Annotated in this window: 13 protein-coding genes; 3 read left to right on the plus strand and 10 right to left on the minus strand. The window is 59.9% G+C overall.

What is annotated here, in order from left to right; all coding sequences use genetic code 11:
• Positions 1–85: 85 nt before the first annotated feature.
• On the minus strand, positions 86–769 hold the full coding sequence (locus tag FY550_RS11460; RefSeq protein ID WP_070979274.1) for a DJ-1/PfpI family protein: 684 nt from the start codon (positions 767–769) through the stop codon (positions 86–88).
• A gap of 119 nt (positions 770–888) precedes the next feature.
• Here FY550_RS11460 and FY550_RS11465 point away from each other — a divergent pair, with 119 nt between their 5' ends.
• Positions 889–1,239 (plus strand): GNAT family N-acetyltransferase, encoded by a 351-nt coding sequence (locus FY550_RS11465; protein WP_084388138.1) that lies wholly within the window; start codon positions 889–891, stop codon positions 1,237–1,239.
• A 255-nt stretch (positions 1,240–1,494) separates the two neighbouring features.
• On the opposite strand, the gene FY550_RS11470 is transcribed toward FY550_RS11465, so the two are convergent.
• The 5 genes from FY550_RS11470 to FY550_RS11490 all read right to left on the minus strand — a co-directional run bounded on the left by FY550_RS11470 (position 1,495) and on the right by FY550_RS11490 (position 6,231).
• Positions 1,495–1,908, minus strand: a complete 414-nt coding sequence (locus FY550_RS11470; protein WP_149054542.1) for a DUF6691 family protein — start codon at positions 1,906–1,908, stop codon at positions 1,495–1,497.
• Positions 1,905–2,366, minus strand: a complete 462-nt coding sequence (locus tag FY550_RS11475; protein ID WP_070979176.1) for a YeeE/YedE family protein — start codon at positions 2,364–2,366, stop codon at positions 1,905–1,907. Before FY550_RS11475 ends, FY550_RS11470 begins: the two co-directional genes overlap by 4 nt.
• Positions 2,367–2,401: 35 nt before the next feature.
• Positions 2,402–4,198 (minus strand): SulP family inorganic anion transporter, encoded by a 1,797-nt coding sequence (locus FY550_RS11480; protein WP_149054543.1) that lies wholly within the window; start codon positions 4,196–4,198, stop codon positions 2,402–2,404.
• Between the two features lie 32 nt (positions 4,199–4,230).
• Entirely contained in the window at positions 4,231–5,139 is a 909-nt protein-coding gene (locus FY550_RS11485; RefSeq protein WP_070979181.1) for an MBL fold metallo-hydrolase, read from the minus strand.
• 138 nt (positions 5,140–5,277) lie between these two features.
• Entirely contained in the window at positions 5,278–6,231 is a 954-nt protein-coding gene (locus FY550_RS11490) for a LysR substrate-binding domain-containing protein (RefSeq protein ID WP_070979183.1), read from the minus strand.
• A gap of 119 nt (positions 6,232–6,350) precedes the next feature.
• On the opposite strand from FY550_RS11490, the gene FY550_RS11495 reads away from it, so the two are divergent.
• On the plus strand, positions 6,351–7,265 hold the full coding sequence (locus FY550_RS11495; protein WP_070979185.1) for a DMT family transporter: 915 nt from the start codon (positions 6,351–6,353) through the stop codon (positions 7,263–7,265).
• 38 nt (positions 7,266–7,303) lie between these two features.
• Entirely contained in the window at positions 7,304–7,639 is a 336-nt protein-coding gene (locus FY550_RS11500) for an STN domain-containing protein (protein ID WP_070979188.1), read from the plus strand.
• Between the two features lie 413 nt (positions 7,640–8,052).
• Here FY550_RS11500 and arcC read toward each other — a convergent pair whose 3' ends face one another.
• The 4 genes from arcC to arcD all read right to left on the minus strand — a co-directional run bounded on the left by arcC (position 8,053) and on the right by arcD (position 12,811).
• Positions 8,053–8,979 carry a carbamate kinase gene (arcC, locus tag FY550_RS11505; RefSeq protein WP_070979190.1) on the minus strand — a complete coding sequence of 309 codons (927 nt, stop codon included), beginning with the start codon at positions 8,977–8,979 and terminating at the stop codon, positions 8,053–8,055.
• A gap of 27 nt (positions 8,980–9,006) precedes the next feature.
• The gene (locus tag FY550_RS11510) at positions 9,007–10,017 is read right to left on the minus strand and encodes an ornithine carbamoyltransferase (RefSeq protein WP_070979192.1); all 1,011 of its coding nucleotides are present in this window, start codon (positions 10,015–10,017) and stop codon (positions 9,007–9,009) included.
• Between the two features lie 72 nt (positions 10,018–10,089).
• Entirely contained in the window at positions 10,090–11,346 is a 1,257-nt protein-coding gene (gene arcA, locus FY550_RS11515; protein WP_070979195.1) for an arginine deiminase, read from the minus strand.
• Between the two features lie 19 nt (positions 11,347–11,365).
• Positions 11,366–12,811: an arginine-ornithine antiporter gene (gene arcD / locus FY550_RS11520; RefSeq protein WP_070979197.1), complete on the minus strand. Its 1,446-nt coding sequence runs from the start codon at positions 12,809–12,811 to the stop codon at positions 11,366–11,368.
• Positions 12,812–12,892 lie beyond the last annotated feature (81 nt).

Below are 12,892 nucleotides of genomic sequence, written 5' to 3' on the forward strand. Positions count from 1 at the left end.
AAAGACCGAATCCTGATGCACACCTCCGCCTGCCTACCAATCAGCCCTGCATTGCTCGGCCAGATCAGCCCTCCGGGCGTTCCCTTCATCTCAACCGTGCAGCGATATTCTCAGCCTGCCGATATCGTGTTTCCTGCACCTCAGCCATATCCGCGAGCACGTGCTCACGGATGGAAGTCGGAGCTGTTTCCGGGCGTCCGGCGTTGAATGGCGGTTCGGGGGCGTATTCAAGCGTCAGTTGTGCGATTTGCGCGGTCTCGTCATCAAATAGAGCAGCAATCACTGTCAGCGCAAAATCGATGCCGGCAGTGACGCCGCCACCGGTAATGATGTTGTCATCCCGAACGATTCGCGCCGAATCGGGCACGGCCCCGAAAAGCGGCAGGAGATCGCGCCAGGCCCAGTGGCAGGCAGCGCGTCGTCCCTTCAGCAACCCGGCGGCGCCCAGAATCAGTGAGCCGGTGCAAACCGAAGTGACATACTGCGCCGTTTCGGCCAGTCGCCGAATGGCGTTGATGAATGGTTCATCCTCCGCAGCATCGAGGCATCCCATGCCCCCGGGCACACAGAGCACATCGCATGCGGTGAGATCATCAGGATCGGCCAGATTGGCAAAGGTCAGGCCCTGAGTTTCGATGGGACGGCCACCGGCCGAGGCTACTACCACTTCGACCCCGGGTGTGCGTGAAAAGAATTGATGCGGCCCCGTGAAATCCAGGTGCGTTACGCCAGGATAGATCGGTATCACGATACGTCTTTGCGAGGTCATGGTGCGCTCCGCGGCATCAGGGGTCACACTGTAGAATAGCGCGAGACCTGCCATGTGCGAGCGGGCCACGTCAGCTCATCGCTCGCCGTCTTCAAGACAGCCTCTGAGACCTGCCGACCATGATGCATGTAGAAATTTTCCAGCCCCGGGAAGAGCACCAATCAGCGTTCCTGGCGGCGGTTCAGCGCAGCGAATCCGTTTTTGACCGTTGGGTTATCCCACCGAACACGCCGGAAAAATATGCTGATTATCTGCGCCGGTACTCAGCGAGCACTCACTACAGCTACCTGGCTCGGGCAAGTGACGGCACGCTGATCGGCTGTATCAATCTCAATGAAATTGTTCGCGGGGCGCTTCAGTCTGCCTACCTTGGCTACTACGCCTTTTATCCGAATCAGGGCAAAGGGCTGATGAAGGAGGCCCTGAGCGCCGTGATGTCACTCGCCTTTGATACGCACGAGCTGCACTGACTGGAGGCCAATATTCAGCCGAATAATGTGCGATCGGTGAGTCTGGTCAGGTCGCTGGGCTTTCGGTTGGAAGGCTACTCACCGCGATACCTGAAAATTGATGGCGAATGGCGGGATCACGAGCGCTATGCCATCACCTCGGAAGAATGGGTTTGCCAGAGCAGGTGACGTGCTATCGGTTGGAGGGCCAGAGCTGATGTATTGTTTCTGCGCGGCACGCTTGCAGAGAGACTGCAGAACTGCCGGGTCTTTCGATCAGTGTCTGCCCGTCCAGCGGCGTGCAATCCACCAGCCTGCCACCATGGTGACCATGAAGGCGGCCAGTGGCCAGGAGAGCCCGGTCAGAGACGCAACTGCCGGCCCCGGACAGTAACCCGAGAGCGCCCAGCCAATGCCGAACAGGGCGGCCCCACCGAGCAGACGCGCATCCAGGTCACGCCGCTCAGGCAGCTGAAAACGATCGGCCAGCAGCGGTGCTCCCCGGCGCCAGACAAGACGATAACCGATGAAGGTCGTGATCACGGCACCGCCGAGCACACCCATCAGTGTCGGATCCCAGTCACCGGCCACATCGAGAAAACCGATCACCCGAGCGGGGTCGGTCATGCCACCAATGGTCAGACCAAGCCCGAACAGCAACCCCGCCACATACCCTGCCAGCATTTTCATGCGCTCCCTCCCATCAGATGATGGGTCACGAAGACCGTCAGCATGGCGACAGCCACAAAGGTAAGCGTTGCCGCCAGCGAACGTGGCGACAGCCGTGCCAGCCCGCAGACACCATGGCCGCTGGTACAGCCACTGCCGATGCCGGTACCTGCACCTACCAGCAGCCCGGCCAGCAGCATGATCGGCACACCGGCCATCGGCGTGCCGATCACGGCACCAGCAGAGTCGGCGACATTTCCCCAGCCAGGGCCGCCCAGGGTCAGCCACAGCGGAGCGCTGATCAATCCCAGCACAAACGCCAGGCGCCAGCCGCGATCCGACCGGTCACGCTCAAACAGCAAGCCACTGACCAGGCCACTCACGCCGGCAATACGCCCCAGCAGCCCCATCAGGACGACCGCGGAGCAGCCAATCAGCACGCCCCCTGCGACCCCCTTCATCAGACTCAACATTTCCATTTCACCGCTCCTCGATGATCATCGCGCCCCACCCTTCAGCGCACCGCAGTGTGATCCGATGTTAAAGAAGAGGTTGCGATATCGGGATGCGTCAGCGGCGTAGAGGCATGCCCATGCAGCTGACACCAGGCTTCGAAAGTGCTCAGAAACACCTGACCGTTCAGCGAGGCCAGCAGCCCGGTGCCGTTCAGGCGATCCATGACCGGCCCCTTGACCTCGGCCAGGTGCAGGCCGATACCGACCTCCTTCAGGCGCTGATTGAGTGCTTCCAGGTTCTCCAGCGCCGTGGCATCGATCACGTTGATCGCCTGACACGCCAGCACCAGATCTCGCGGTGGCGGCTCGCGATGGATGACCGTCGTCACCAGATCCTCCAGATAGCGCACATTGGCGAAATAGAGGCTTTCATCCACTCGCAGGATGGCCACGTGTGCATCGGTTTCCACAGCGTGGCGATGGATGTTGCGGAAATGTTCGGTACCGGGAATCCGCCCGACTTCGGCACTGTGGGGCCGGCTGGTGCCATAGAGATGCAACGCCAGTGACATGCCGACCCCGACCAGAATACCGATCTCCACGCCCAGCAGCAGCGTGGTCAGCAGGGTCGCCAGCATGGCGATACCCTCGCCTCGCGAGTAGCGCCAGACCCGCACGAAGGCCGGCAGATCGACCAGCGACAGCACGGCGACCACGATGGTAGCGGCCAGGGTGGCCATCGGCAGCTCGCGCAGCCAGGGGGCAAACAGCAGCATCACCAGCAGAATGCCGAGCGCTGTAAACGCCCCGGCAGCCGGGGTGCGGGCGCCGGCATCGAAGTTGACCACCGAACGCGAGAAACCACCGGTGATCGGCATGCCGCCTGTCACCGCGGCGGCCATGTTGGCGCCGCCAAGGCCAATCAGTTCCTGATCGGGATCCAGTCGTTCGCCCCGCCTGACCGCGAGGGCCTGGGCGACCGACACCGACTCGACATAACCCACGATGCTGATCAGCACCGCCGGCCAGAGAAGGGTCTGCCACAGTTCCGGCTGCCACTGCGGCAGGGTCAATGGCGGCAATCCGGCAGGAATCTCGCCGATGACTGCCACCTGGTGACCCAGCCATCCGGCAGCACCGGCGATCAATGCCGCCAGCGCGATGGTCATGATGGGCGCCAGTCGTACCAGCATCCCGGCGCTGCGAGGTGACAATCCACAGTGCTGGAGGATACTTCGTCCCCGGTGGCGCACACTCCAGAGCAGGAGCAGCGAACCGCCTCCGATGCTCATGGTTGCCGGACTGATGCCGTGTATTGCTTCAGGCAACTGCGCCAACAGGGTCGGGAGTGTGGCACCGGAGAGTTCGATCCCCAGCAGATGTTTGAGCTGACTGGCGGCAATCAGAATGCCCGAGGCGCTGATAAAGCCGGTCATCACCGGGCGACTGAGAAAGTTGACCAGAAACCCCATCCGACAGAGCCCCATCACCAGCAGAATGCCCCCGGAGAGCAGTGCCAGCACCAGCGCTGCGGTCACCGGGTCGGCGAGGCCCTGATCGGTAATCCGATTCAGCGCCGCCGCGGTCATCAGCGAGACAACCGCCATGGGGCCGACCGAAAGCGAAGAGCTGCTGCCCAGCAGGGTATACAGCAACAAAGGCAGCAGACTGGCATAGAGCCCCGTGACCGGCGGCAATCCGGCCAGCATGGCGTAGGCCAGTGCCTGCGGCACCAGCATCAGAGTGACGATGAGCGCCGCCAGCAGGTCATCGCCCAGCAGGCGGCCGCTGTAGTGGCGTCCCCAGTCAAGAATCGGTAGCCAGCGTCGGGGAGCGCGCCTCTCGTGTTGCGTCATGTTTGTGCCCTTACCGGGTTATCAGGCGAAGCTCACTCCCAGGCCGCCCCTTCCAGAGCATTCAGCGGGATTTTCAGATAGCGCTTGCCGTTGTCTTCCGGCTCGGGCAGACGCCCTCCGAGGATATTCACCTGCAAGGCATGCAGAATCAGTTTGGGCATCGGCAGTTCACGGTCGCGCCGTTCCCGCAGTTCGACATAGGCCGCTTCACTGAGCTCGCCCAGCTGGTGCTTGTTATGCCGACGCTGCTCGTGGACGGTGCTTTCCCATCGGGGCTCTCGACCATCGGGCATATAGTCATGGCCGGTAAAGAGCCGGGTCTTTTCCGGCAGGGCCAGAATTGCCTGAATCGAATGCCACAGTTGATGCGCACTGCCTCCGGGAAAATCGGCACGGGCGGTGCCGAAATCAGGCTGAAAGATCGTGTCATGTACGAAGGCGGCATCACCGATCACATAGGTGATCGAGGCCAGGGTATGGCCTGGCGAATGCATGACCCGTACCGGCAACTCACCCACCCGGAAGGTGTCGCCATCCTCGAAAAGGTGCTCCCACTGGCTGCCATCGTCACGCAGATCCGGCCAGTTGTAGATCTGCTTCCAGAGCGCCTGGACACGGGTCACCTCTCGCCCGATGGCGGTCGGCGCGCCGGTCTTGTCATGGAGATAACGAGCCGCGGAAAAGTGATCGGCATGAGGGTGGGTATCGAGAATCCATTCGACGTGCAGACCTTCACGCGCAATATAGTCCAGCAGCTCATCGGCATGATGGGTGGCCGTGGCGCCGGACTTTTCATCGAAATCCAGTACCGGGTCAATCACGGCACAGGCGCGGGTTGCCGGATCGATTACGACGTACTGGACGCTGAAGGTGCGAGGGTCGAAAAAACCGGCGACATTCGGTTGACCCGGCTGGCCTTGTGAGAGCGCAAAAGTATTCATGGCAGCTCCTGAAGCAGTCTCATCACTGCCAGCATAACGCTATTTACATTATAACGTTAGACTTAAAGAGAATATTCAAACTTTCAGTAATAGCCTGTGATGCGCTCTAACGGTGTCGCCCGTTGGCTTGCCAGCGGGTCAGGACAGGGGTGGTGTATCGGGGAACCCGGCGCTGAAGGCGGCTGCCTCTTCAAGTAACCAGTCGATGAATTGTTGGACGGTCGGCGGAGCCTGACCGCTGGCGGGCAGGATCAGATTGTAGGTATAGCTGGAATCGATCACGTAATCGGCGCCGAACGGGCGGACCAGCCCGCCATTGGCGAGCCGGTCAGCAACGACCGGGTAACTGGCGAGCATCACGCCATGACCGGCCATGGCCTGATCGAGCGCCATGCCATAAAGGGAATACTGGCGCTTGATCGGTCTATCGGTCACTTCCAGACCGGCCGCATGAAACCAGTCACGCCATCCCGGCACGTTCCCCCCCTGCCGTGCTCCCCAGTTGACTTCCAGCAGAGAGTGCTCCAGCAGATCCGCTGGCGCGAGAATGGGCAAGCGCTCAAGCAAGGCCGGTGAGCAAACCGGAAACAGAGCATCGCCAAACAGACGCAGGGATTTTACCCCCGGCCAGGGGCCGCGCCCGTAGCGTAGAGCGAGCCTGGCTCCGCTGCCTTGCCAGGCAGGCGAAATCAGCGCCTGTTCCGCTTCCAGGGTAATGTCCAGCCGGCTCTCCCGAGCCTCGAAGGCCTCAAGCCGCGGCAAAAGCCAGAGCTGTGCAAAGGAGGGAGGCGCGTTGAGCGTCAGACGAGCAACGCCAGTATGGTACTTCTCAATATTCCGAACACCCTCGGCAATACGTGCCAGCCCGCCGCTCACATCCCGGGACAGTATCCTGCCGGCCTCGGTAACCCGAACGCCATGGGCCTGACGCTCGAACAGAGCGATGCCGAGGCGCTCTTCGAGCTGTCTGATCTGTCGGCTGACCGCACCCGGGGTGACACCCAGTCGTTCCGCTGCGGCCTTGAAACTCTCGGCTTCGACCGCTTCGGAGAAGGCACGCAAGGCATTGAGTGGGAGCCGTTCAATCTTCATGAGTTGAGTTTTCCTGAGCCTGGATGCGCAGATTAATCGTTTGGCGCCCCAGGCGACAAATGGTGAACTGACGGCCTTTTCAGGACAGGAGTGGTCTCATGAGGCATACAGGATCATCCATGGCAGAAGCCGAGACGTCATCACCCCACAGCCGGCATCGACGCTCCATCGACATGACCGCCAGCGCACTGATGACACTGTTCTGTCTGGCCCTGGGCTTCCAGCAAGTGGCCATGAAGGCCGTGGCCATGGAGATACCCACGCTGGCCCAGGTAGCGCTGCGTTCCACCATGGCCGCCCTGCTGGTCATGCTGCTGATGCGCTGGCGTGGCATCCCCCTCTCCTCCCTGCTCTCTCATGCGAGGCCGGGCGCGCTGGTTGGAGTGGGATTCGCCGCAGAGTTCACATTCGTGGCCTGGGGGCTGAACTACACTCTCGCCTCACATATGTCGGTGTTTCTCTATACCGCACCGGTTTTTGCTGCGCTCGGACTGCACTGGCTGGTACCGGGAGAACAGCTGCATCACCATCAATGGTGGGGGGTAGCACTGGCCTTTGCAGGCATGGTGATCGCCATGGCACCGACGCCGACCCGACTTGATGAACCGGGGCTATTGCTGGGGGATGCACTGGGTCTGCTGGCGGGGCTCTCCTGGGCGGCCACTACGCTGGTGCTCAGAAGCTCGACCCTCTCGGAAGCGCCCCCGGAGCAGACCCTATGCTACCAGCTGGTGGTTGCCGGATTGCTGTTGTTGCCGGCGGCCTTTTTCATGGGCGACCTTCAAGCGATTGACTTAAGCGGCCCGGCTGTCGCCAGTCTGGCCTTCCAGACCCTGGTCATTTCGTTTGGTGCCTTGTTGTTATGGTTTGCTCTGCTGCGCCGTTACAAGGCCTCGCAACTCGGAATCTTCTCGTTTTTGTCGCCACTCTTCGGCGTCCTGTTTGGTGCCCTGTTGCTCGATGAACCATTAACCCTCAATTTCGTGCTTGGCGGGATAGTCATCCTGGGCGGGATCATCCTGGTCAGCCGCTAGCCCTGTATCATGAATTTAGTGTCGGGAAGTCTTGTTATATGAACACTCGCATTTTTCAGGTCGGTTCCCTGCTGCTAACCACAATGCTACTCAGCAGCTGCAGTACCAGTGCTTCACATGTTTCTGCCGTGCCGGACGGAGCCTGCGATAAAGTGGCCCATTACGATCTCCCGGCTCAACGCTTTGATGAAACGGCTCAGCAACTGGCCCATGCCACCGGTTGTTTCATCAGAACGGATTTGGAGAACACCGGCTCGGTAACCGTCAGCCCCGTAAAGGGAGAAATGAGCATTCGCCAGGCTCTTGAAGCGGCGCTTCGGGGGACGCAACTGAGTATTACCGCGAGCCAGCCGGACACCCTCACTGTTTATTGATGTCGCTTTCAACACCCCCTTGATACAACGCTTTGGCGCTTGAAAAGACGCACTGACGACCACCCATGGAGAAATGATCGGATCTGTACAGGAAAAAAGTGTACAGGTCTGCTACAAATGTAATTGAACGTTAATCAACACACCGGAATGTAAAAACGTCCACTCACAGGGAGGTGAGATGACTTATTTGCTGACCGCGATCATTTCCATGGCAGGTATCATTCTCTGCGCTTACGGCACCATTGAGGGGTTGTTCATGATGGGAGGTGTATAGCCCCCGGCACCTCTGCTTACGACAATAGCCCGCCCTTTGGCGGGCTATTGTCATGCCTGAAGCCCTCACCTTGCGCCATATCAAGTGCCGCACAACCGGCGCGGGCGCTCAGCCTGCATAACAGAACACCCCGCGATATTCAGGCGATAACCCTCTCTGTGGCCTCCAGGGTGACACAGGTGCCCGAATGACCACTCAGCAGTGCATCCAGCTCATGCAGTGACCCGATCATGGCGGGCCTGCCGGTGCGCTTCACGAAATCGATTGCGGCTCGGACCTTCGGCTGCATGGAGCCCTCGGGGAAGGAATACTTGGCCAGCTCGTCGGGATGGATGCGAGCGATGCGCCGAGCATGGTCAGTCCCCCAGTCGAGATAGATGCCCGCCACATCCGTGACGATCAGCAACCCATCCGCCTTGAGCTGACAGGCCAGTAGTGCGGCACTGGCATCCTTGTCGATCACCCCTTCCAGACCACACAGCTGTCCCTGTTCATCGCGGTAAACCGGTACACCGCCTCCGCCGGCACAGATCACCAGGGTATTGTGCTGCAAGAGCCGTTCGATCGAATCGATTTCAAGCACATGACGTGGCGAGGGACTGGGCACCACACGACGGTAGTGTGGCCCATCTGCAGCCATTTCCCATCCTCGGCTCTCCGCCAGCTTCAATGACTCTTCCAGGGTGTACACCGGCCCGATGAACTTGTGTGGGTGTTGAAAGGCAGGATCGTCACGTGCCACCTCAACCTGGGTGATGAGTGTCGCAACCGGACGTTCGGGCAACGCATTGCGCAGCTCCTGTTCCAGTACATAGCCGATCATGCCTTCACTTTCCGCGCCCAGCACATCCAGCGGATAAGCCTCAACCGCTGTATAGGCAGCAGCCTGCAATGCCAGCAGGCCCACCTGTGGCCCATTGCCATGCACCACCACCAGCTCATGCGCCAGCCCCGGCTCATGCAGGTGATGCGCCGCTTCACGAATACGCTGGCGCTGATTATCGGCGGTCATCGGTTCGCCGCGCTCCAACAGGGCATTACCGCCCAGGGCGATCACATAACGCATGCTCGTTTCCTCCTTCAGGGCAACGCTCTACCGATCACCCAGTGAAGCGACCATGACCGCCTTGATGGTGTGCAGTCGATTTTCTGCCTGATCGAACACGATCGACGCATCGGATTCGAAGACCTCTTCAGTCACCTCGATACCACCGGCCAGTTCCGGGTGCTGCTGGCATACCTGTTCACCGATATGGGTATCACGGTTGTGCAGCGCAGGCAGACAGTGCATGAAACGCACCTGCGGGTTGCCGCTGGCCTCCAGCAGCGCCGCATTGACCTGATAGGGCATGAGCTCGCGAATACGCTCGGCCCAGCGCTCGTTCGACTCTCCCATCGACACCCAGACATCGGTATGAATGAAATCCACACCCTGCACCGCCTCACGAGGGTTCTCGGTCAACGTCAACCGGGCGCCACTGCGATTGGCCAGCTCCCGGCAAATCGCTTGCCACTCTTCTCGCGGCCACAACGCCCGTGGGGCAGCAATGCGCACATCCATGCCCAGCAGCGCCCCGACCAGCAGCAGCGAATTGCCCATGTTGTTGCGCGCATCTCCCAGATAGGCGTAGCGAATATCCCGCAGGGGCTTGTTGGCGTGCTCCTGCATGGTAAACACGTCGGCGAGCATCTGGGTGGGGTGTTCCTCATCGGTCAGACCATTGAACACCGGCACTCCCGAATAACGGGCCAGTTCTTCCACGACCCGCTGATGAAAGCCACGATACTCAATGCCGTCGAACATGCGACCCAGTACCCGCGCGGTATCGCGCAGGGTTTCCTTGTGACCCAGCTGCGAGGATTCGGGATCGATGAAGGTGACATGTCCCCCCTGCTGATGCGCCGCCACTTCAAAGGCACAGCGTGTACGCGTGGAAGATTTCTCGAAGATCAGGGCAATATTCCTGCCCACCAGGCACGGCTGTTCGAACCCGGCCATTCGAGCAGCCTTGAGCTCGCGCGCCAGCTCGAGCAGATACATGACTTCCCGAGGCTGAAAGTCCCGCAGTGACAGAAAGCTGCGCGCACGCAGATTAATGGCCATCGTGTTTGGCTCCCCTGATGAAAAAAAGGGATCGCAGGCGTTCCTGAACGCCACGATCCGAACGGTTGTCGCTCAGTAATCGACGGCGTCACGCACGATGGGACAGGTCATGCAATGCCCCCCGCCTCGACCACGGCCCAGTTCGCTGGCATTGATGGTGATTACTTCGACCCCGGCCTTGCGCAGCTGAGTATTGGTATAGGTGTTGCGGTCATAACCGATGACGACGCCGGGCTCCAGGGCAATCACGTTATTGCCGTCATCCCACTGCTCTCTTTCCTGCTCATAGCTGTCTCCGCCGGTACGCACCATCCGCAGCTTTTCAAGGCCCAGCGCCCGAGCAACCACTTCCGGGAAGGGGCGCTCTTCGCGCTGCAGTGCCATCCCATTGGGCGCACTTTCATCGGGTGTCAGCGAGAAGGTCACGATATTGTCCACCACCTCGGGAAACAGGGTGACCAGATCGTGATCGCAGAAGGTAAAGACGGTATCGAGGTGCATGGCGGAGCGAGAGCGCGGCAGTACTGCGACGATCACCCGGCTGGCGGCACCATGCTGGAACAGTGCCTGCGCGACCTGGCCGACCGCCTGACGGGAACTGCGTTCGCCCATGCCAATCAGCACCACACCATTGCCCAGCGGCATGACATCGCCCCCTTCCAGGGTCGCCATTGCGTGATCGACATCCGGGTCGCCCCACCAGACATGAAAGTCCTCGGCCACGAAATCCGGATGGAAACGATAGATGGCGCTGGTCAGCAGCGTCTCCTGTCGACGTGCAGCCCAATACATCGGATTGAGCGTGACGCCGTTGAAGATCCAGCAGGTGGTATCGCGCGTGAACAGGGTATTGGGCAGCGGTGGCAGCACGAAACCGGACATGCCCATCGTTTCCCGTATCAGCGACGCAGCCGGATTATGCAGTTCCCGGGGAAGGTCGCTGACAGCCACGCCACCGATCAGATGCCGCGCCAGCAACTCATCGGAGAGTTCATTCAGCCAGCCGCGCACATCGTCGACGAACCCCAGGCCTACCTGGTTGACCGTGGTGCGTCGATCCAGCACCCACTGGCGAGCTTCCGGTACGGCCAGCGTCTCTGCCAGCAGTGCATGCATTTCAACGACTTCGATGCCTCTTTCTTCCATCTTGTTGACGAAGTCGTAATGATCACGCCGCGCCTGATTGACCCAGATCACATCGTCGAACAGCAGTGCATCACAGTTCTGGGGAGTCAGACGCAGATGCGCCAACCCGGGTTCGCAGACCATGACCTTGCGCAGCTTGCCAATTTCCGAAAATACACCGAATGAAGACTGCCTATCGCTCACAAATCACCTCGATCCGCTATCAAAGGGAAAGAAAGCCCGCATAGAGCCCGTACACACCGAACAGCCCTGCCAGCAGCACCACCGCAAACAGGGGCTTCTCGAAACCGACAAACACCGGTTTCCCCTGCTCGCGTCGGGCTCGGGCAAACAGCAGGGCACCGGGGGCATAGAGCACTGCCGAGAGCAGCAGATACTGCAGACCACCGGCATAGATCAGCCAGATCGAATACAGCAGGGCCACCACCGCAATAACCAGTTCATGGCCTTTCACCCCTGCCTGCCGGGTATCCTTGTTGCCCCGCCAGGCAAACAGCACGGCATAGGCTGCCGACCAGAAATAGGGCACCAGAATCATGGAAGTGGCGAGATAGAGCAGGCTCAGATAAGTGCTTTCGGAAAACAGCGTCAGCACAAGAAACAGCTGAATCATGCCATTGCTCAACCAGAGGGCATTGGCCGGCACTTCATTGCGGTTCTCGCGTGCCAGGAATGCCGGCATGGTGCGATCCCTGGCAGCAGCGCTCAGAATTTCGGCACTGAGCAGCACCCAGGCCAGCAGCGCACCCGCCAGCGAAATGATCAGACCGATGTTGATGAGTACACTGCCCCAGGGGCCGATAACCCGAGACAGCACACCAGCCATGGAAGGATTCTTCAGCCCGGCGAGTTCTGCCTGACTCATGACGCCCATGGAGAGAAGATTGATCGCCAGCAGCAGTACCAGTGTGACCAGAAAGCCGATCACTGTCGCTCGTCCAACGTCCCGACGTTTTCTTGCTCTTCCCGAGTAGACACTGGCCCCTTCAATACCGATGAAAACCCAGACCGTGACCAGCATCATGCCGCGCACCTGATCAAGCAAACTGCCGGCATCAGGCGAGCTGTTACCGATAAAATCGCGGCTGAAAACATCCCAGTGAAAAGCCGTAATCACCAGAATAATGAACAACAACAGGGGCACTATCTTCGCCCAGGTGGCCAACTGATTGATGAAGGCGGCCTGACGAATGCCACTGAGCACCAGAAAGTGCACAATCCATAAAAGCAGTGAAGCGCAAAGGATCGAGGCCGGTGTATTGCCATCGCCAAAAATCGGAAAGAAATACCCCAGTGAACTGAACAGCAGGACGAAATAGCTGACATTGCCGATCCAGGCACTGATCCAGTAGCCCCAGGCAGAGCTGAACCCCATGTAGTTGCCAAAACCTTCTCGCGCATAGGCATAGATCCCGCCATCAAGATCAGGCCTGCGATTGGCCAGATTCTGGAAGACAAGGGCCAGCGTCAGCATGCCCACACCGGTAATCAGCCACCCGATCAGGGTCGCACCCACGCCCGCACTTGCGGCGACATTCTGTGGCAGGGAAAAAATGCCACCGCCGATCATCGAGCCAATGACCAGAGCCGTCAGTGCCGGCAATGCCAGTCTGTTACGACTGTCTGACGAGTTCGTTTCCGAAGACATTCCCTGCCCGCCTCGTTGTAATGAATGAAAAATGACGAGTCGCTCCGTCGTCCGGTGCACCCGATAAACGGCATTATTCAT

It is taken from the genome of Kushneria phosphatilytica (assembly GCF_008247605.1).
Taxonomy (GTDB): Bacteria; Pseudomonadota; Gammaproteobacteria; order Pseudomonadales; family Halomonadaceae; genus Kushneria; species Kushneria phosphatilytica.